Source organism: Pseudomonas sp. XP2 (assembly GCF_053557975.1).
In genome coordinates, this window is the sequence record NZ_JBNRIK010000010.1 from 83464 (window position 1) to 101311 (window position 17848).

The following is a 17848-nucleotide window of genomic DNA, read 5'->3' on the forward strand; positions in this document are numbered from 1 at the left end:
CGGCCTCGCCTTACAGGATGCCGGTGGCTTCGGTGAGCAGCCAGATGCCGATCACGAGCAGCACGGCACCGATCGCGACGGTGAGGCCAAACTGGCCCCAGGTCTTGCGGCCGGTGTGGATTTCCGCGTAGGTGCCGTAGGCGTGGTAGCAGACGCCGATGAACATCGACGCCACGACCAGGAGGGCTACGAGCATGATGATGTCGTAGCCGTAGTTCCTGATCGTTTCCATGATGCCGTTGCCGGTGCCGCGGGTCGGGTTCTCCAACTGCGGCAGGCCTTGCGCGAACGACAGCGCGGGCAGCGCGGCGGCGCCCAGGGCCATGGCGGCGCGCTGGGCGAGACGGGAAGTGAGGATGCGGTTGTGCATGGTCGGGCCTTTCAGGTCAGGACAGAAGGAAGAAACTCAGGACGAGGTACATCGCGACGAAGCGGATGCAGACGCCGAGGAACTGGCGCTGGTTGAGGCGGCTCTCGGACCACCCCACGTAGGCCGTTCGGATGGCCCAGACGCCCCACACGAGCAGGACCGCGAACACGACGCCGACCAGGACGGTCGCCATTGCGGAAGGCGCGATGCCGCTGTTGGCTTGAAATGCCGAGACCTGGGCGCCGTTCATTGCTTGCCCCCCGCAGTCGTCGCCGGCAGCGGCTCGGCCGCCCGCTCGGTGCGGTAGTCGCCGGCCAGTTCGGAGGGGTCGCGCGGCTGAGCGCGCGATGGCGTCAGGTGAAACTGGATGCCGGCGCGAACGCGCGCCAGGTCAGCCAGCAGCCGCGGGTAGTCGAAGTGGTAGCGCTCGCCCGGCTGGATGGGGGCATGCGCGGCGCTGTCCGCGACGGTGCGCTCCAGCGCGTCGAGCTGGCGCAGTGCGGCGACCAGCTCCTGGCGCTGTGCCGGAGACTCGGCCAAGGCCATCTGGGACTGACCCAGCAGGAGGGCCGTCACGAGAAAAGTGGGCACGCCGCGATGCGCGGCGCGCAGCCAGATCGAAGCCACCATCGCGCCATTCCTGTGTGATCAGCAATGGGGTGATCGTGGAGATCAGGGCTGTTTTAGGCCGCAAACAATAGGAACTGGCGGACGACCGGATTGGGCATACCGCGAGCGAACCTACAAAAGCCCGGGTGGAGTTTCGATTATTGCGTTTTTCGAGTGTTTCGAATATGATCGGCTCTGCAACCGTTTTCGCTTAGGAGCTACCCATGACCACCGCCACTGCCCAATCCAAGATGACCCTTCCCGCCGCGGGAGAGGTTAAGGCAGCCGTCCAGGGTCAACGTGCCTTGGCGGCTTACCTCGCAACCCAGTTCGAGACGCAGCACATCCAGATCTTTGATGACCACAAACAGGCTCATCAGGTGGAACTGCCTACCTCGGCTTTACGCCTGCTGGTCGACATCCTGGCCGAGTTGGCCGATGGCAATGCAGTAAAGGTGGTGCCCGTCCATGCAGAGCTGACGACCCAAGAGGCGGCGGACTTGCTCAACGTGTCCCGTCCCCATTTCGTCAAGCTGCTAGAAGATGGGGTGTTGGCATTTCATCGCACCGGCAAGCACCGCAGGGTGAGGTTCGCCGATCTGATGCAGTACAAGGAAGCGCGCGAGCGCGCCAGTGAGCAGGCGATGGCCGAACTCGCTCAGCAGTCGCAAGAGTTGGGAATGGGATACGAATGAGGCATTCCCCATTCACCGCCGTCTACGACGCGTGCGTTCTATATCCCGCGCCACTGCGGGATTTCCTGATGTGGCTCGGCCTGTCTGGCCGCTTCCGGGCGCGGTGGAGCCAAGCCATTCATGAGGAGTGGAAACGCAATCTGTTGATCAACCGCCCCGATCTCACCCGGGTTCAGGTCGACAGGACGTCGGATCTCATGGACAGGGCCATTCCGGACGGCTTGGTGGAGGGCTACGAAGCGCTCGTGGCAGGCCTGACATTACCCGATCCGAACGATCGGCACGTCCTGGCTGCGGCGATTCGCTGCGGTGCGAGCGTGATTGTGACGTTCAACGAACGTGATTTCCCGAACGATCTGCTGGCTCCGTACGGCATCGAATCGCAGCACCCCGATGAGTTTGTGGACAACCTGCTGGATCTGGATGCGGCCGCCGTAGTGTCGGCTGCGCAGCGCCAGCGTGCCCAACTCAAGCATCCGCCGATCGATGTGGACCGCTATCTCGAAATCCTGCTGCGCCAAGGCCTTGTGCAAACGACCAAGGTGCTGGCGACCTATCGCACCATTCTCTGACCCGCCGAGAGCCACGGATGACCAAGAATCCTTCATCAGACGCCACTTTGCCGAAAGGCATCCATCGAAGCTGGAAGCTGCCGGATAAGTCGCTGGGTGACTTGTGGGATTCGATCGTGATGGACGAAGCCATCAAAAAACAGTTGCTGTCACAAGCGATCGTCAACTTCACGGTGCGCCCCAAGGTGGAGCGCACGGTACTCCCCCTGCACGGCGTGATCTTGTTGGTCGGCCCGCCGGGGACTGGGAAGACCTCCTTGGCACGGGGCTTGGCGCATCGTGTGGCCGAATCTTTTTCTTCTGCGAAGTTTCGATTGCTGGAAGTGGAGCCTCACACGCTGACGAGCTCTGCAATGGGAAAGACTCAACGCGCCGTGGCAGACCTGTTCTCGCAATCGATCGCAGAATCCGCAGCGGCGGGCCCGACGATCGTCCTTCTGGACGAGGTCGAAACGCTTGCGGCTGATCGAGCGAAGCTCAGCCTGGAAGCCAACCCGGTTGATGTGCACCGGGCCACCGACGCGGTGTTGGTGCAGTTGGACATGTTGGCCGAACGCAACCCGCATCTGCTGTTCGTGGCCACCAGCAACTTCCCACAGGCCGTCGACAGTGCCTTCCTATCTCGTTGCGACATGGTGATGGAGGTGCCACTGCCCGGCAAGGATGCCTGCAAGCAGATCCTAGTGGACTGCCTGAATGGCCTGGCAAAGACATTTCCGGGGATTGGCAAGCTTTCCTCGGCTCACCAGTTCGACGCGTGCGCTGGCGAGTGCGTCGGATTGGATGGTCGGGCCATTCGCAAGGTCGTAGCCAACGCCCTCGCGGCCGACCCGCAAGTGGCTATCGATCCGAACAAGCTTTCCGTAGAGCACTTGCGCAGTGCGATACGACAGGCAAAGCAAATGCGCCTTCAAGGAGGGAAGCAAAAATGACCACCGTTGTCAGCCGGACGTTTCGCAGCTCGCCGCACCGCGATGCGTTGCAGACATGGGATGCCATTGTCGAACTGCTCACTCAGGGCAAGGACGGCACGGCTCGCTCTGAACTCAGGGCCGTGACGGGCGTGGCCGCCAGCTTGATCGCCGACCAGGCACCCAAGAGCGCGCCCATCGTTGCGACATGCGATGGACCACGGACCAGGATCTACTGCCTCTTCGACGAAGACGCGATCTATGGTGATGATGCCAACGAAGAAGTCTTGGGGTTCGAGCCGTTGAAGGGAGACTGGGGAGTCTCGCTGCCGTGTCCGAAGGAGCAGCTCGGCTGGGTGCAAAGCGCGCTCAAAAAGCACAGTTCTCGCATCATTGCACGGGACTTGAGCCAAGGAATTGCCACGCAGGCGCAGGCCGATGCTGGGCAAGCGCTGTCGCTCGACCTCGGAGGTTTCCTCAAGTCATGAGCACCGTCGCCACCTACTCGTACACGCACTCGGTTACCTATGTGACCGACAACATCCTCAAGAGCTTGAAAGACATCATCCTGCTCAGTGGGCTGGACCCTGAGCACTTTGCGGATCGCTGGGAGAGCAATACCCGAGCCATCAAGACGTGGCTCGGGACCGGTGATCTGCGCAAGGTGATTCTGGAGATCTACAACCCGGCAACCGACAAGCTCGTGACCCGATGGGATATCGACATCGTGTATGGGTGGTCCGATGGCGACGGCAGCTTCTGGACAGATACCGAGCAGTTGAAGTACGCGATCAAGAAAGCTGGGCTGCTGCCATCGCAGGCCAAGTACAAGTTAATGCTCGATACAAAGCCAGGGCGACCTGATGTGGAGGGATGGAGCAAAGGAAGTTATCGCTCGACGGATGGAATGGTCAAGCAGAGCCTAGGCTCGACTGTCGAACACAGCGGCCTGGCGGGTCAGGCCGGATATTGGAGGCAACGCTGATGCTGTCGATCGATGAAGCTTTTCGCAAGTTCAAGTCGCGTCTGGAACTCAACGAACGCGAACAGAAGAATGCCTCGCAACGCCAGAACGAAGTGCGGGACTACCTGCAGACCAAGTTCGGCATTGCGCGCAGCTTCCTGACCGGTTCCTATGCTCGATACACGAAGACGAAGCCGCTCAAGGATATCGACATCTTCTTCGTGCTGAAGGACTCGGAGAAGCATTACCACGGCAAGGCCGCATCGGTAGTGCTGGATGATTTCCACTCTGCATTGGTGGAGAAATACGGTTCGGCGGCCGTGCGCAAACAGGCGCGCTCGATCAACGTGGATTTCGGTGTTCACATCGACGCGGAGGACAACACGGACTACCGGGTGGTCAGCGTGGATGCGGTGCCCGCATTCGATACCGGCGACCAGTATGAGATCCCCGATACGGCGTCCGGAAAGTGGATCAAGACGGACCCGGAGATCCATAAGGACAAGGCGACCGCAGCGCACCAAGCCTATGGCAATGAGTGGAAAGGTCTCGTGCGCATGGTGAAGTACTGGAACAACAATCCCAAGCACGGCGATCTGAAGCCGGTGAAGCCCTCGTTCCTGATCGAGGTAATGGCCCTTGAGTGTCTTTACGGCGGCTGGGGAGGATCGTTCGATCGCGAGATCCAGTCGTTCTTTGCCACGCTTGCCGATCGAGTTCATGACGAGTGGCCGGATCCCGCCGGACTTGGCCCGGCGATCAGCAACGATATGGATGCCGCGCGCAAGCAGCGCGCGCAGCAGCTGCTGTTCCAGGCGAGCCAAGACGCAAGCATCGCCATCGACCACGCGCGTCGTGGTCGCAATATCGAAGCGCTTCGCGCCTGGCGCGCACTGTTTGGCCCCAAGTTCCCACTGTCCTGATTCCATCGGCTTCCATACACGTCCCATCGAGGTACAGCATGTCCCAGTGGTCGCTTTCCCAGCTCCTGTCGTCCCTGCATGAGGACATCCAGCAGCGCTTGTCCGTAGTACGCAAGACCTTCGGTCACCCGGGTACGAAGGGGGATGCGAGCGAGAACGTCTGGATCGACATGCTGGATACCTATCTGCCCAAACGGTACCAGGCGGCCAAGGCGCATGTGGTGGACAGCCTGGGGAACTTCAGCCAGCAGATCGATGTGGTGGTGTTTGATCGGCAATATTCGCCTTTTATCTTCACCTACGAGAACGAGACGATCATTCCAGCCGAAAGCGTGTACGCCGTTTTCGAGGCCAAGCAGACGGCTGACGCGGGGCTTGTGGCCTATGCCCAGGAGAAGGTCGCCAGTGTGCGCAGGCTGCACCGCACGAGCCTGCCGATCCCGCACGCTGGCGGGACCTACCCAGCGAAGCCGTTGATTCCGATTCTGGGTGGCTTGCTCACCTTCGAGAGCGAATGGAGTCCTGCATTGGGTCCATCCATGGACAAGGCGCTGAACGCAAACCTCACCGAGGGGCGTCTGGACATCGGATGCGTTGCCGCCCACGGGCACTTTTTCTATGACCAAGCCAGCGGCGCGTACAGCTACACCAACGAAAACAAGCCGGCGACCGCGTTTCTTTTCAAGCTGATCGCGCAGCTTCAGTTCAGTGGAACGGTCCCCATGATCGATGTGGAGGCTTACGGTCAGTGGTTGACCAAGTGAGGGGGCGCTGTGGCAAGCATACGTTCGGAGTACCACCGGTTCCTGGCGCACTTGGCGCAGCGGCACGTGCACGACGACGTGCGCCGGCTGGCGCACCTGGTGCTCGATCACCTGCAGCCACTGGCCGAGGTCGGTGCTGCACGCCGGGGGCGCTCCACGCGCTTGGCGCCGCTGGCCATCGCGCATCTGGCGCAGATGCCTGTCGCCTACGACGGGGACGCGCGCGGCCCCGAAAACGGGCCGGCGCTCGGGCGACTGCACCAGCTCGAAGTCGGGCCGTTTCGAGGATTCATGCGGCAGGAGACGTTCGACCTCAGCCATGACATCACCTTGGTCTACGGTGCCAACGGCACCGGCAAGAGCAGCTTCTGCGAAGCCTTGGAAGTGGCGATGCTCGGTTCGATCAGCGAAGCGCAGGCCAAGCGGGTCGACCAGCGGACGTACTGCAACAACGCTCGCCTGCGCCGCCACGTCGCGCCAGTCCTGTCGTCTACGGCGGCGGGCGAAGCGCAGGCCGTCCAGCCCGACGAAGCTGAGTATCGCTTCTGCTTCATCGAGAAGAACCGCCTCGACGATTTCGCCCGAATCGCCGCGCGGACCCCGAGCGATCAGCGCCAGCTCATCGCCACCCTGTTCGGCGTGGACCAGTTCAGCGAGTTCGTGCGCGGCTTCAACCCCTCGCTCGATCAGGACCTGATGCTTGCCGGCGTGCAGGCGGCGCAGCTGGCGCAGCGTCGCCTGCGGTTGGCGAACTCCGAACAGACCATCGCCGCCTACCCGCAGAAGATCGCAGCGGTCGAGGGCCTGGAACAAGCTTTGGCGCAGCGCATGTCACCTGGCGCGACCTATCAAGCCTGCGTGGACTGGCTGCTGGGTACGCCGCAGCAGCAAGGACGGCTACCGTATGTCCAGGCTCAGCTGGACGCCAACCCGCCTGCCATTCACGAGGTGACCCAGGCCCGCCTGCAAGCGTTGCTGGCAGAGGCCTACCGCGTCCAGGGACTGTGGCAAGCGTCTTCCGCGCAACTCGCGGCCCGCGCGGGCGAGGTGTCGTACGCGAAGCTCTACGAGGCCGTGCAAGCGTTGGCGGACGGGGCGACCGCGTGTCCGGCATGTGGAACCGGACTGGCCGCTGTGGCACAGGACCCGTTCGCCAGGGCGCGAATGGGCCTGGAGCAGCTCGCGCAACTGGCCGTCCTGCAGCAGCAAGAGGCCGGGCATCGGACGCAGTTGAGCGAGGCGGTCCGAGCGCTGTGGGACGAAATGCGCCGCGTGGTGGCGGCGGCTGGGGTCGCTTGTCCTGCCGAATCGCAGGCCGCGGGCCTGCCACTGCTGCCTCCCACGTCGGCGGGCAATTGGCTCGGCGGCTGGGTGAATGGGGACCAGCGCGCCTGGCAAGCCCTCTTACGGATCGCACAGATCATCGAAGGCTTCGACGCGCAGGCGCGCGACGTGCATGCCCAGCGCGGCGCGATGGCCCAGGAGCGGGACCGCCTGCAACAGCATCAGCTGGAGATCGAACGGCTGCGGACCATGCGCACGACTGCGGATCAGGAGCTGGCGGCCGCCCGCCAAACCGTGGCCCAATTCGACGACGCGAACCGCGGCCTGATCCAGGCGGCCACGGACGAAATGCCGGTGGTGGTGCACCATCAGCGGGTCAAGGCCGCCTACGACGGCTTCCTACCCGAGATTCAGGCATACCTGACCGCTCTGCCGGGGGTTCTGCTACAGGGGCTGGGAGACCAAGCCCGCCATCTCTACAACGCATTCAACCGGGCCGATCCGCCCGGCGATCTGCTGCACGCGCTGTGGTTGCCCGTGGCCGAGAACGGCAAGATCGAGGTGGAGTTCGCCGGCGAGCCGGGCGTGCGCTACGACGCGTTGATCGTCTTCAGCGAAGGGCACATCAAATGCTTGGGTCTGGCGATTCTGCTTGCCAAGAACCTCGCGCAGGGCTGCCCCGTGGTCATCTTCGATGACGTCGTCAATGCGATAGACGACGACCATCGCGATGGCATCTGGCGTACCTTCTTCGAGGACGGTTTGCTCCACGGCAAGCAGGTTATCCTCACCTCGCACGCAGAGGAGTTCCTGCACCGCATCCAGCAGGAGTTGGGCGTGCGCCGCGCCGCGGCCATCAAGCGCTACAAGTTTCTCCCGCATCAGGGAGAGCACGAACTGCGGGTCGACAGCGACCCGCCAGCGAAGAACTATGTTCTTCTGGCCCAGCAGGCGTTGGCGGCTGACGAGAAACGCGAGGCACTGCGCCAGGCCCGGCCGGCGCTGGAGAGTCTGACGGACCGCCTGTGGACGTGGCTGGGTCGGCGGGCGGACGGCCGGATCGACATCAAGCTGAGCGGGCCCCGCGCGCCTTGGGAGCTGAACAATAAATGCACCAAGTTGCGGTCGGCCGTCGAGCGTATCGCGGCGCAACATGCGGGTGCGCCGGATGCCGTAGGGGCGTTGGTCAGGCTGCTCAATGTCAGCGGTACGAGTATTGAATGGGGTTACCTCAATAGCGGTGTGCACGACGCTCAGCGCGATCATGAGTTCGATCGGGCGACGGTAAGAACGGTCGTCGAGGCGGTTACGGCGTTGGATGCTGCTCTTGATACCCTGCAGAACCGATGAACGGCACACGGCTTTGCAGAGCAGTGCCGCCCGTGTCACCTCATAAGTACTTCTTGAAGCTGCCTGCGGTCAGGCTGACTGCCATCCCCAGCAACGCCGCGCTGGGCAGCAGGATGACCAGAGGATGCACCGCTATGGGCAGTGCGAGATAGGTGACCCAAGGCAGCACGGCCAACGGCATCAGGCTGGCCTTCGCGCGGTGGTAGATGAAGCCGGATTCGCGGCCCGCGCCGAACCGGCGCACATCCCGTCGCACCAGGCCGTCGATCAGGCCGACGAATGCTGCAGTGAGGATCAGCGGCAGCGTGAGTACCAGGACCAGCAGGCGCACCAGGAAGGTGAGCGTCGTGAAGGCCGCAGCGATCAGGTAGCTTTCGGCCCAGACATAGACTTGGCTGATGTAGTAGCGGAAGTTGCGGCTCTGCCCGTGGCTGGCCGCGCGGGCGCGCTCGGCGGTCTGGCTCATGCGCTCCAGCAACCCCGAGCGCACGAACACCCACTCGTACCCGGTATCCACCAGCTCGTGCGCCGTGCGCCCGGGCTCCTGCACCACCACGCTGCGCGTGAAGTGGTTGGACAGGTGCCCGAGTTCGTACTGCAGCATCTGCTGGGAGTGGCGCCAGCCCTGGTCCTTCCAGAACAGGTGCATGCCGACGCACTCCACCACGATCGAGAACAGCAGCGAGCCGATGAGCACCCCGAGCAGCCGGAACGGCAAGGTGATGGTGCCGACGATCAGCCCCTGGCGCTGGTTCTGCTCCCGCTGCGCGGTCGAGGCGGCATCCTTCATGGTGCGGCCTCGCCGGTGCTGTCGTCGGCGCCGGTGGCCACCGCGTCAGGCTCGGCTGGAGCGGCGTCATCCAGCAGGTCGTCGGGCAAGGCTGCATGCGGCAAGGCTGCGGAACTGGTGAACTCCCACCACTGCGTGGCCTCGCTGTAGCTCTGGCGCATATACCCGGCCAGTTGCTGCAAGTCCGTCGGCATCACTTCATCGGGGTCTGGCGCCGGAAGCGGCATGCGCACCTTCCAAAGCTGGCCGCCCTGCAGCAGCGCGAAGCATTGGCCCTTGGGCAGACCGACGACGTGTGACGGCTCGATCATCGGCACGCTGGCCATGCTGATGCGGTCCTGGGTGTTCGACGTGAAGTCCGTCGCGCCGCGGATGTCTGAGCTGTCCGTCGCGCCCGAGACGATGGTGGTCGTATAGACCTCGACCTTCGGCAACTGCCTCGTCAGCAGTTCCGCGGTGGCCGTCTCGCGCACGCGCAACATGAATAAATTGTTGAAATTCCCGATCACTTGGCCGGCCTTCGCGCGGTTGCCGATGCGGGCCTCGATGTCCGAAAGCGTTTGCGTGTAGGCGGTGACTTGCAGGCCCGCGCCACCGCCCTTGTTGATGAGCGGAATGAACTCGTCACCCATCAATTCATTGAACTCGTCCGCATGCACGTTGATCGGCACGCGCGCACCAGCCGATGCGCCCGGCAGGCCATCGTCGATTCCGTGCTTGTAGATGTGCCCAGCCACCGAGACGAGATCGCTGAACATCGAGTTGCCGACCGCTGCGGCGACCTCCGCATCGGACAGCGCGTCCAAGCCGACATAGACGACGGCGCGCTTCCTGATCACCTGCATCCAGTCGAAGATCGGGCGCGGGTCGGCCAGGTCGGAGTAGTTCGGCGCCAGGAGCTGGGCGATCTTGCCGCTCGTGAGCTTTTCCAGCAGCGGCAGCAGCGATGCAACGATCTTGTCGAAGTAGGTCTTGTCGTAGCGCACCGCCGAGCGCAGGCCATCGAGCACAGGGTCGTAGTTGCGCGCCTGGGAGAGGTATTGCTCCAGCGCCACCACACGCTTCTCGCGCCCGATCATGTTCCTTGGGATGTTCTTCTCGTTGAGCTTGGCCTCGATCTGGACGATCACCTCCCAGGCCTTGGGCTCCGTCTTGGCAAAGTAGTGCTGGGCGTACTCAATGAACAGCGCGTCGATGTTGATGACGTGGCGCTGGATCAGCATGTAGTCCGGGCGCTGCCCCAGTTCCACCAGGGCGCGGGCGATGATGTTCACGAAGCGCCATGCGAACTCGCGGAACGCCGCGCTGTTGCCTTCGCCGGAGAGCTGCCCCGCGATGCGTGTCGCCACTTCCGAGATCCGACCGAAGCGGCCCACGGCGTTGTAGCGGGCGCTGATTTCCGGCCAGCCCAAGTGGAAGATGTAGAACTCGCCTTCGCGGCCAGCGCGCTGGGCTTCGACGTACATCCGTTTCAAGAGATCGGCATCCCCCTTGGGGTCGATGACGATGACGACCTCATGCTCGCCGGCAGCATTCCTGCGACGGATGTCCTGCGTGACGAACAACTCGGCCAGGCGCGTCTTGCCCACCCGCGTGGTGCCCAGCACCAGCGAGTGCCCGACGCGCTCGCCCAGCGGCAGGCTGACGTCCACTTCGTCGGGCTCGATGCCGTGCAGCCTTGGCAGGCCGCCGACAGGCGGCAACGGGCGCACGGGGTTGAAAGGCGCGTCCCAGCCGGTGAGCTTCGGCAGGCGCGAGAGCGGCAATGGCGCGAACTCCAGCCGTTCCTCCAGGCGCCTGGTCAGCCGGTAGGCCGGCGTCGGCTCGACGTAGCGGCGGAACTCGGGCCGGTACGTCTGCATCAGCCGATGCGTGTGCTTCTGCTCCCAGAGAAAGCCGCGCCCCACGAATAGGCGCTGCTGGCTGACCGGCACGTCCTTGCTGGTCATCACGTAACGCGGCAGACGGCGGATGTTGCGCCGGTAGCGCAGGATGATGCGGGCATCGCGGTAGCGGATCGCGCCGTAGGCGCCGAACGCCAAGGCGCTGCCGATGCCCATGGCCGGGCTCAGCGCGAGCGACCATGGGGCCACCAGGCACAGAAACGCGGCGCCTGCACACGCCGCGACGGTGTATAGCTCCACCGCTGGGCGTAGCAGAACCTCGACCGGCTGTTTGCCCGACATGGCTTCATTGCTCGATGCCGGTGGCCGTGATCAGCGCCGGGTAGTGCCGCAGGCCCAGGCGATCGGCCAGGTCGTCGCCGGCCACGGGCGCGAGCGGCACGCCCGGCACCAGGGCGCGCAGCCGCGCCAGGCCCTGCGCGGTCTCGACGTTGACGACCAGGCCGACCGCGCCACGTTCGCGCAAAGCGGCGGCGCGGCGCTGCAACCAGGCCCGGGAAGCCTCGTCGTCGCCGATGACCACGAACGGCCGCAGGCCGGGCGCTTCGATCACCCGTCGCGCGACGGTGCCGGGCGTGAGCTTGGCGCTGCGCACCGGCAGCATCGCGGCTTCGTCCGCCCGTGTGGCAGGAACCTGGGGCGTCGGGATGGACGGCCGCGCCGGTGCGTTGGCGCGCGGCTGGAGATTCAGGGCTTCGTAGTACGGCAATGCCGACGTGCCGCCACGGTCCTCGACAACGATCAGTGGCTCGCCGGCACGCGAGGCCAGCGGCAGGCCTGACAGCAGCATGAGTAGGCCCGTGAACGCGAGATGGGCGGGATGGGGTTTCGTCATGGGGAGGTCTCCTGGCGCGCCGCGAGGACCGCGGCGGCTGGTCGCGTGCCCTGCACGCGGGCAAGGTGGCGCGACACGCTGCGCCGATAGCGGGCGGCGGGCTCGCCGCCTGCGGGGCGGTGGTAGCGGCCGATCGCCAGCAGCCAGTCCTCGCCGGGGGTGTGCTGCTCCTTCAGGATCTCGGCGGCAACGGCCAGGTTGCGATACGGATCCAGCAGGTCGCACGCGCCGGTAAAGCGGTGCTTGTGGTAGCCGAGGTTGATCTGGCCCAGGCCCGCATCAATGCGCGTGTGCGGCGTGGCGCGCATCGCCTGCTGCAGGCCAGCGCAGGCGTCGGCGCGCGTGGCGAAGCGGCGCGACTGGCCGGCGACGTTGAGGGACCACGGCCACGGCACCAGGCGCCCGTTGCGCCGGATGCCGCTCTCCTGCAAGGCCACGGCGTAGAGCACGGTCGAGGGGATGCCTGCGCGCTGGGCGGCAAGCTGGTAAGCCGGTGGCGGAACCTCCTGGGCCAGGGCGGCAACGGCATACAGGCCGGCAGTGAGCACCAGTGCGCGCAGGGGCATGGCTACGGCTGGCGCTGCCATTGGCCGTTCACTTCGCGCACGGCGGCGGGCAGATCGCCGGGCAGGCCCAGTGACAGCCAGCGGCCGCCGTCGTGGTTGAGCGTGATGCTGCCGGCGCGCACGCGCGCCGGGTCGATCTGCGCGCGCTTGGCCCAGTCGCGGATGCGCGCGTCATCCTGGCGGCTGCCCACCATGTACAGGTCGAACTCCGCGCCCGAGGATTGCAGGCGCTGCACGAGCTGTCCGCAGGCTGCGCAGCCGTCCTTGACGAACACCGCCATGCGGCCGCTGCCGCGCAAGGGACTGCTGGATGGGCCGGCGCCCGGCTTGTCGTCGGGCAGGTTCACGCGCTGCATCCCCGGATTCAGGCGCTGCCAGGCCTCGTCGTAGGCGCGCTGGTAGGCGAGCAGCTTCTCGACGCGGCGCGCTTCCACCTGCACCTGCAGTTCCGCATAGCGGCGCCGTTCTTCGTCCGTGCGAGCTTCGATGCCCAGGGCGGACAGCGGGTCCAGGTTGGGCGAGTAGATACCCAGCGGCCCATCCATCAGCTCGCGGTAGCGTGCCCATTCTTGTGGCTGCAAGCCCCATTCGGTTGCCACCCGGTCGTCCAGCACGCGGGCGGCCAGCGGGCGCTCCTGGCTCTGTGCGTTGCGCGCCGAGGTCGTTGCGGGCTGCTGCGCCCAGGCGGGCCATTGCGACGACGCCACCAGGACCGCGAAAAGGAGGATCGACGGCTTCATGGGGTGCTCCGGTCAGGGAATCGCCACGCGGCGGGTCTGGTTGCCGGCCTGGAACACTGCGGTGTTGCCCTCGATCGCCTGCAGGCGCCACGGGCCGACCGCATCCCCGGGCAGCAGCACCTGAAGTTGGGCGGGCGTGAAGTCCCCGATGCTCGGCGCGACGGACACGCTGCGCTGGCCGGCGCGCAGTTCGGCGCCGACGACGCGGAATGGCAGCGGCGGCAGCTCGGTCTTGGAGGCGGCGGACGTGCGCGATGCGCGCCGCTGGGCGGGTGCGGTGGCACGCGCGGCGGCTTGGCGCGCCTTGATCTGCTCGACCTCCGCGCGCAGCGCCTGGAGGTCGTCGGCCGCTGCGTAGCCACTGAGAGATTTCTCGACCTGGGCCGCGCGTGCTTCCAGAATCTGGCGGGTGTCTTTGAGGTCAGCGTCCGTCGCGACGGCCGGGCGCTGCTGGATGGCCTCGATCGTCTCGGCCAAGCCAGTTGCCTGCGCTTCCAGGCGTTGCAGGCGGGAATCCAGCCGCTCCTGGTCGGCCTGGTCGCTGAGGGCCTGGTAGCCCAGGGCCGCCAAGACGCTGAGGAAGATCAACCAGAGCCACATCAGGCTCTGCACCACCACGGCGGCGGTCGATCGCTGGGCAGGTTGCGGGGCGTTCATGGCTGGCCTCCCGAAACCATGGGTGCCAGCGGGAACGTCTGCACCGCCTCGGTGGCGGGTGGCTCGGATGGGGACTCGGCGACCGCGCGATCGCCGGGCCGCTCGAAGCAGATTTGCCGTGCGCGGTCATCCGCGTGCAGTTCCCAGGCCGGGCCAGCCAGCGTGAGCAGCGCATCGCGCAAGGTCATGGGGCCGAGGTGCAGGTGTACCGCCGGCAACGGCAGCGCGTACAGCTCGATCACGGCATGCGCGGTCTGGCACAGGCCATAGCCGCTGCGTTTGAGCACGTGCCGAAGCCCATCCCCGACCGTGGCGCGGGCATCCTCGGGCATGGACACGTCGATGGTCTGCAACAACAGGTCGCGCTGCGCCGCCATGGGTGCCAGTTCGACCAGTGTGTAGCGGGCGTAGCGCACGACCGGGATGTACTCGGAAGCCTCGGGTTCAGGCGCGGCCAAGACTTCCGCGATGGTGTCGGGCGCGACCGGCGCAGTCGTCGTCGCGCAGCCACCGGCCAGCACCGACCACAGCAGGCCGAGAAATCCCGCCAGAAGGCGGCGTTCGGGATAGTGAAACCACGGTGGAGAGGGGCACATAGCTCGGCGTCCTGAAACATCCAGCCCTCACCATCGCCGCTCAGGCCGCGAGCGGCAGCAAACAATGCGAACCAGGCAGCGTCCGATTTACCGGGAGCGGCAAAAAAAACGGCCCCGAAGGGCCGTAAGTGGAACGTGTCATGCGGCGACAAGCTGCCGGGCCAGTGCGACCTCGACGGAATCACCGTCCTGGTTCAGGACATCGAGCCCGGATTCGGGCACGTCGCCCGAGGTGGACTGCGAGACCATGATCTTCTTGGCCATCAGCTCCAGGCAGGTCATCTGCGAGGAACCGGCGTAGCCGAGGTAGATCACACGCACGGGCTGCTTCTGCCCGATGCGCCAGGAGCGGCGTGCCGCCTGCTGGAGCGAGTACACGTTGTAGCCCGACTGCATGAACACGATCGTCGGGAACTCCAACAGGTCCAGCCCCGTCTTGACCAACTCGGGGTTGGTGATGAGCACGTCGATGCCACGGTCCAGTTGCTCGGCGATCCAGTCTTCGCGGCGGCTGGCATCCACGCTCGCGCGCAGCACCGCCACCTTGAAGCCTTCCTGCTCCAGCAACACCTTCAGGCGCGACGTGGTGTCGCGCGTGCCGGTATAGACCGTGTAGGCCAGGACCTTGCGGCCCTGCGCCTTCTCCTCTTTGCAGATGTCGATCAGCTCACGCTCCTTGGGGCTGATCTCGAACTCGTTGAACTGAGCCGGGACAAACGCCAAGGTGTTGCGCGTGCGCGGATGCACCACGGTCTCCGACCGGAAGCAGCAATCCGGCCAGGCCAGCAGCACGTTGAGGACCACACCCAGCAAGGTCGTATCGCGTCGCGCCAGAGCCTGTTTCAGCTCCGCGGTCAGCCGACCCGCCAGATCGCGGTAGGCCGCGGCTTGCGCCGTGTCCATCGCGACTTCACGGAACTCCTCGTCATACGGCGGCAGGACGTTGCCACCGATGTCCTTGAGCTTGAGAAAGATCGTGAACGGCAGGATGCAGCGCAGCACGCCCTTGGGGCCAAACCCCGGGGCCTTGACCGTGCGCACCGATACCTTGGTGCCCTTGGCCGTCTTGTGCGCCGTGCCGGTGCTCTCGGAGTAGATGTCCTTCAACACCCCGTGATCGCGCATGAACGCCATCGCAGCCGAGGTCATGCTGCCGCTCGTGGTCGGGCGGTAGCCGTCTTCGATCATCCGCCCCGGAAGGGCTCGGAACAGCAGGTGGAACAGGTCGTCCCCGTAGCCGCCCATCAACGTGCCGGTCAGCAGCAAGGTCTTGCGAGCCTTCGCCGCCAGCACGCCCATGGCCTGGCCCTGGGCACTGCCCCCGTTCTTGTACTCATGTGCCTCATCGGCGATGAGCAGGTCGAACGTGCCTTGCGGCAGGTAGCGTTTGATGAACTCGGACGGCTGATAGCCGCCCTCGCCAAAGCCGAACTCCATGTTGGCCATCGCACGTTCCATGCGCGTGGCCTGACGGTCGGAAAACACCAGCTCGCCGTTGCCATCCATGAGGTTGATGAACTCATGGATGTTGTCGCCGAGCATCGACGCCAGGAACCCGTCACCGAACTTTTGCATCAGCTTCTGCGCGGTGACCTCTCCGATGGTCGGTATGCGCTTTAAGGCTTTGAGCACGGCCGAGGACTGGTCGCTGCCGGACAGACTGCGCGGGCGGATCAGTGTCCACAGGGGCGCGGCGCAGTGGCCGCACTTCCTGCGGCACTCCTCGGCTTGGAGCGCGATCGGGTTGACCGGCTCGCCGTCGAGGTCGGTGATGACCGTGCCGCAGTCCGGGCAGGCCGCCACGTCGCCGTGGCGGGTGCGCCGCGTGGTGAAGACAGGCTTCCAGTGAAAGCCCATCCGCATCCTGACGCGCCCCAGGACGAAGAACTCCTGGCCCGTGGGCTGCACGCCCAACTGCTCGCGCAGCTTGATGAGCTTGACGAGCGTATCCGGCCCGTTGAGTACCCACACCTTGGCACCGGCCACCGTCTCCTGGATCTCGCGCCGCCACTTGTAAACCAGGTGGGGCGGCGACAGCACCAGAGTGCGGCGATAGCCTTCGGCGTTGAGCACGGCGGCCGTGGCAATGCCGACGGTCGTCTTGCCGCAGCCCATCTCGCCATTGACGATCGCAGCACGTTCGCCACGGTCGATCAGCAGCTCGGCGGCGGCGTGGACGACTTCGGCCTGGGCTGGGAACAGCTTGCGCTTGAGGCTGGCGACCACCAGTTGCCGGTGCGCCTGCGGTTGGCCGGTATAGACCGGCGGATTAGCGCTGTTGAGGGCGTCGAGTAGTTCGTCGCCGAACTCGCCGACAAAATCCTGAAGGCTCAGGGTCAGAGGGGAAGATTCCGCGTCGAGCAGTTCGCCCTGTACGGGCGCGGATTCAGCGGCAGTGGTTTCGAGATCGAGGGACATGGTGATGCTCCAAAGAAAAATGGGGCATGCACCACCCCCAGCGGGGCAATGGCATGCCCCGTGGTGGGAAGAGAATCGACGCGTGGCTGAGGGTGGTTGAAGGTGCTGGCCTGGGCGGCCCGCAGGTGAACCGTGCTCAGTCTTCGGACGGAAGCACGATGACGGTTGCGCAGCGCTGCGAATCGGTGACGATGCGAATGGCGAGCCCCGGATGGATCACGTAGTGCGATTCCAGCGACGCGCCCGATTGAAGCGCGCTGCTGTTCGTCTGCCATTGCTGGATGTTGACGTCGCCCCAGTCGCCACGGGTGTGGCGCCTGAAGTACGGGATCGGGTCCAGGCGACCCGCGCGGACCAGGCGGTCTACACCTCTGCTGAAGATGAGCGCCCCGATGGGGAACGCCAGCCGCTGGCAGTAGGTTTCGATGCGATGCGATGCCATGGGCTCCTCCTTGATGAGTCATTGAGCCACGACACCCCTGCCGGAGTGAAGTGGCTCCGTCAGGTGGATGAGGATGACGATGTGGGGCCTCAGATCAGGTCCCGCTCTTCGGGAAGCTGGACCACCGTGGTCTGGTGGTCCTCGCTGGTCTTGACGATCAGCGCCAGGTCCGGCGTGATCCTGAACTGCGAGATCATTAGGTTGTCCTGTTGGATCGCCACGTCGTTGGCTTGGCGTGTGGCCTCATCGATCTCGCCCCAGTCCCCGCGCACATGGCGCTGGACATAGGCCAAGGGGTCGATCAGGCCTCGCCGGGCCAGCCAATGCACCTTCTCGCTCAACTTCAACGTACTCGGTGCGAACAACGGTTGCTTGTGCGGCGCAGGCCGCTTGAACGGATTGGGGATCATGGTGTTTCTCCTTCGAGTTGGTACAGCAGGACGGCAGCGCGTCCGGTG

At 65.0% G+C, this 17848-nt stretch carries 21 protein-coding genes; 8 read left to right on the plus strand and 13 right to left on the minus strand.

The features are described 5' to 3' along the window. Positions 1 to 10: 10 nt before the first annotated feature. Genes ACK1VC_RS13290 through ACK1VC_RS13300 form a run of 3 tightly spaced genes read right to left on the minus strand, consistent with a single transcriptional unit; the run spans position 11 to position 1000 of the window. Entirely contained in the window at positions 11 to 370 is a 360-nt protein-coding gene (locus ACK1VC_RS13290; RefSeq protein ID WP_003153634.1) for a TIGR03745 family integrating conjugative element membrane protein, read from the minus strand. 16 nt (positions 371 to 386) lie between these two features. Next, positions 387 to 620 carry a TIGR03758 family integrating conjugative element protein gene (locus tag ACK1VC_RS13295; protein WP_003050225.1) on the minus strand — a complete coding sequence of 78 codons (234 nt, stop codon included), beginning with the start codon at positions 618 to 620 and terminating at the stop codon, positions 387 to 389. Next, positions 617 to 1000 (minus strand): integrative conjugative element protein, RAQPRD family, encoded by a 384-nt coding sequence (locus ACK1VC_RS13300; RefSeq protein ID WP_003090167.1) that lies wholly within the window; start codon positions 998 to 1000, stop codon positions 617 to 619. Before ACK1VC_RS13300 ends, ACK1VC_RS13295 begins: the two co-directional genes overlap by 4 nt. A 203-nt stretch (positions 1001 to 1203) precedes the next feature. On the opposite strand from ACK1VC_RS13300, the gene ACK1VC_RS13305 reads away from it, so the two are divergent. Genes ACK1VC_RS13305 through ACK1VC_RS13340 form a run of 8 tightly spaced genes read left to right on the plus strand, consistent with a single transcriptional unit; the run spans position 1204 to position 8442 of the window. Continuing rightward, a complete protein-coding gene (locus ACK1VC_RS13305) occupies positions 1204 to 1674 on the plus strand; it encodes a helix-turn-helix domain-containing protein (RefSeq protein WP_003050245.1) in 471 nt (156 codons plus the stop codon). Continuing rightward, positions 1671 to 2246: a PIN domain-containing protein gene (locus tag ACK1VC_RS13310; protein ID WP_003153636.1), complete on the plus strand. Its 576-nt coding sequence runs from the start codon at positions 1671 to 1673 to the stop codon at positions 2244 to 2246. The genes ACK1VC_RS13305 and ACK1VC_RS13310 overlap by 4 nt, the downstream gene beginning before the upstream one ends. 17 nt (positions 2247 to 2263) lie before the next feature. Beyond that, entirely contained in the window at positions 2264 to 3178 is a 915-nt protein-coding gene (cap6, locus tag ACK1VC_RS13315) for a CBASS system CD-NTase-associated protein Cap6 (protein ID WP_003050256.1), read from the plus strand. Further along, on the plus strand, positions 3175 to 3645 hold the full coding sequence (gene cap8 / locus ACK1VC_RS13320; RefSeq protein ID WP_003153638.1) for a type III CBASS phage resistance system CD-NTase-associated protein Cap8: 471 nt from the start codon (positions 3175 to 3177) through the stop codon (positions 3643 to 3645). Before cap6 ends, cap8 begins: the two co-directional genes overlap by 4 nt. Beyond that, positions 3642 to 4142 carry a type III CBASS phage resistance system CD-NTase-associated protein Cap7 gene (gene cap7 / locus ACK1VC_RS13325; protein ID WP_003090159.1) on the plus strand — a complete coding sequence of 167 codons (501 nt, stop codon included), beginning with the start codon at positions 3642 to 3644 and terminating at the stop codon, positions 4140 to 4142. The genes cap8 and cap7 overlap by 4 nt, the downstream gene beginning before the upstream one ends. Then, positions 4142 to 5044, plus strand: coding sequence for a CBASS oligonucleotide cyclase (locus tag ACK1VC_RS13330; protein WP_003153640.1), 903 nt, complete (start codon positions 4142 to 4144; stop codon positions 5042 to 5044). Before cap7 ends, ACK1VC_RS13330 begins: the two co-directional genes overlap by 1 nt. A 38-nt stretch (positions 5045 to 5082) precedes the next feature. Further along, positions 5083 to 5808, plus strand: a complete 726-nt coding sequence (nucC, locus tag ACK1VC_RS13335) for a CBASS effector endonuclease NucC (protein ID WP_003050273.1) — start codon at positions 5083 to 5085, stop codon at positions 5806 to 5808. Between the two features lie 9 nt (positions 5809 to 5817). Continuing rightward, the gene (locus ACK1VC_RS13340) at positions 5818 to 8442 is read left to right on the plus strand and encodes an AAA family ATPase (protein ID WP_003153642.1); all 2625 of its coding nucleotides are present in this window, start codon (positions 5818 to 5820) and stop codon (positions 8440 to 8442) included. A gap of 40 nt (positions 8443 to 8482) precedes the next feature. Here ACK1VC_RS13340 and ACK1VC_RS13345 read toward each other — a convergent pair whose 3' ends face one another. The 10 genes from ACK1VC_RS13345 to ACK1VC_RS13390 all read right to left on the minus strand — a co-directional run bounded on the left by ACK1VC_RS13345 (position 8483) and on the right by ACK1VC_RS13390 (position 17800). Beyond that, positions 8483 to 9232 carry a TIGR03747 family integrating conjugative element membrane protein gene (locus ACK1VC_RS13345; RefSeq protein WP_003153644.1) on the minus strand — a complete coding sequence of 250 codons (750 nt, stop codon included), beginning with the start codon at positions 9230 to 9232 and terminating at the stop codon, positions 8483 to 8485. Next, a complete protein-coding gene (gene traD / locus ACK1VC_RS13350) occupies positions 9229 to 11418 on the minus strand; it encodes a type IV conjugative transfer system coupling protein TraD (protein WP_004350569.1) in 2190 nt (729 codons plus the stop codon). The genes ACK1VC_RS13345 and traD overlap by 4 nt, the downstream gene beginning before the upstream one ends. Before the next feature lie 4 nt (positions 11419 to 11422). Then, positions 11423 to 11971, minus strand: a complete 549-nt coding sequence (locus ACK1VC_RS13355) for an integrating conjugative element protein (RefSeq protein WP_003109779.1) — start codon at positions 11969 to 11971, stop codon at positions 11423 to 11425. Further along, positions 11968 to 12558 (minus strand): transglycosylase SLT domain-containing protein, encoded by a 591-nt coding sequence (locus ACK1VC_RS13360; protein WP_003109780.1) that lies wholly within the window; start codon positions 12556 to 12558, stop codon positions 11968 to 11970. Before ACK1VC_RS13360 ends, ACK1VC_RS13355 begins: the two co-directional genes overlap by 4 nt. Further along, positions 12540 to 13277, minus strand: a complete 738-nt coding sequence (locus ACK1VC_RS13365; protein WP_003098886.1) for a TIGR03759 family integrating conjugative element protein — start codon at positions 13275 to 13277, stop codon at positions 12540 to 12542. The genes ACK1VC_RS13360 and ACK1VC_RS13365 overlap by 19 nt, the downstream gene beginning before the upstream one ends. Positions 13278 to 13289: 12 nt before the next feature. After that, positions 13290 to 13934 (minus strand): hypothetical protein, encoded by a 645-nt coding sequence (locus ACK1VC_RS13370; protein ID WP_003098888.1) that lies wholly within the window; start codon positions 13932 to 13934, stop codon positions 13290 to 13292. Continuing rightward, a complete protein-coding gene (gene pilL2 / locus ACK1VC_RS13375; RefSeq protein ID WP_003098890.1) occupies positions 13931 to 14530 on the minus strand; it encodes a PFGI-1 class ICE element type IV pilus protein PilL2 in 600 nt (199 codons plus the stop codon). Before pilL2 ends, ACK1VC_RS13370 begins: the two co-directional genes overlap by 4 nt. Before the next feature lie 138 nt (positions 14531 to 14668). Continuing rightward, positions 14669 to 16948, minus strand: coding sequence for a helicase-related protein (locus ACK1VC_RS13380; protein ID WP_004350563.1), 2280 nt, complete (start codon positions 16946 to 16948; stop codon positions 14669 to 14671). Positions 16949 to 17084: 136 nt separating this feature from the next. Then, on the minus strand, positions 17085 to 17390 hold the full coding sequence (locus ACK1VC_RS13385; RefSeq protein WP_003116817.1) for a hypothetical protein: 306 nt from the start codon (positions 17388 to 17390) through the stop codon (positions 17085 to 17087). Positions 17391 to 17479: 89 nt separating this feature from the next. Then, a complete protein-coding gene (locus tag ACK1VC_RS13390; protein ID WP_003116818.1) occupies positions 17480 to 17800 on the minus strand; it encodes a hypothetical protein in 321 nt (106 codons plus the stop codon). Positions 17801 to 17848 lie beyond the last annotated feature (48 nt).

Excerpts from the sequence above, each read along its gene's own strand:
- ACK1VC_RS13370 (WP_003098888.1), bottom strand. The coding sequence starts at position 13,934 with ATGAACGCCCCGCAACCTGCCCAGCGATCGACCGCCGCCGTGGTGGTG.
- cap6 (WP_003050256.1), top strand. The coding sequence starts at position 2,264 with ATGACCAAGAATCCTTCATCAGACGCCACTTTGCCGAAAGGCATCCAT.
- ACK1VC_RS13310 (WP_003153636.1), top strand. The coding sequence starts at position 1,671 with ATGAGGCATTCCCCATTCACCGCCGTCTACGACGCGTGCGTTCTATAT.
- cap8 (WP_003153638.1), top strand. The coding sequence starts at position 3,175 with ATGACCACCGTTGTCAGCCGGACGTTTCGCAGCTCGCCGCACCGCGAT.
- ACK1VC_RS13300 (WP_003090167.1), bottom strand. The coding sequence starts at position 1,000 with ATGGTGGCTTCGATCTGGCTGCGCGCCGCGCATCGCGGCGTGCCCACT.
- ACK1VC_RS13385 (WP_003116817.1), bottom strand. The coding sequence starts at position 17,390 with ATGGCATCGCATCGCATCGAAACCTACTGCCAGCGGCTGGCGTTCCCC.
- nucC (WP_003050273.1), top strand. The coding sequence starts at position 5,083 with ATGTCCCAGTGGTCGCTTTCCCAGCTCCTGTCGTCCCTGCATGAGGAC.
- pilL2 (WP_003098890.1), bottom strand. The coding sequence starts at position 14,530 with ATGTGCCCCTCTCCACCGTGGTTTCACTATCCCGAACGCCGCCTTCTG.
- ACK1VC_RS13305 (WP_003050245.1), top strand. The coding sequence starts at position 1,204 with ATGACCACCGCCACTGCCCAATCCAAGATGACCCTTCCCGCCGCGGGA.
- ACK1VC_RS13290 (WP_003153634.1), bottom strand. The coding sequence starts at position 370 with ATGCACAACCGCATCCTCACTTCCCGTCTCGCCCAGCGCGCCGCCATG.
- ACK1VC_RS13295 (WP_003050225.1), bottom strand. The coding sequence starts at position 620 with ATGAACGGCGCCCAGGTCTCGGCATTTCAAGCCAACAGCGGCATCGCG.
- ACK1VC_RS13380 (WP_004350563.1), bottom strand. The coding sequence starts at position 16,948 with ATGTCCCTCGATCTCGAAACCACTGCCGCTGAATCCGCGCCCGTACAG.
- cap7 (WP_003090159.1), top strand. The coding sequence starts at position 3,642 with ATGAGCACCGTCGCCACCTACTCGTACACGCACTCGGTTACCTATGTG.
- ACK1VC_RS13355 (WP_003109779.1), bottom strand. The coding sequence starts at position 11,971 with ATGACGAAACCCCATCCCGCCCATCTCGCGTTCACGGGCCTACTCATG.
- ACK1VC_RS13390 (WP_003116818.1), bottom strand. The coding sequence starts at position 17,800 with ATGATCCCCAATCCGTTCAAGCGGCCTGCGCCGCACAAGCAACCGTTG.
- ACK1VC_RS13345 (WP_003153644.1), bottom strand. The coding sequence starts at position 9,232 with ATGAAGGATGCCGCCTCGACCGCGCAGCGGGAGCAGAACCAGCGCCAG.
- traD (WP_004350569.1), bottom strand. The coding sequence starts at position 11,418 with ATGTCGGGCAAACAGCCGGTCGAGGTTCTGCTACGCCCAGCGGTGGAG.
- ACK1VC_RS13365 (WP_003098886.1), bottom strand. The coding sequence starts at position 13,277 with ATGAAGCCGTCGATCCTCCTTTTCGCGGTCCTGGTGGCGTCGTCGCAA.
- ACK1VC_RS13360 (WP_003109780.1), bottom strand. The coding sequence starts at position 12,558 with ATGGCAGCGCCAGCCGTAGCCATGCCCCTGCGCGCACTGGTGCTCACT.
- ACK1VC_RS13330 (WP_003153640.1), top strand. The coding sequence starts at position 4,142 with ATGCTGTCGATCGATGAAGCTTTTCGCAAGTTCAAGTCGCGTCTGGAA.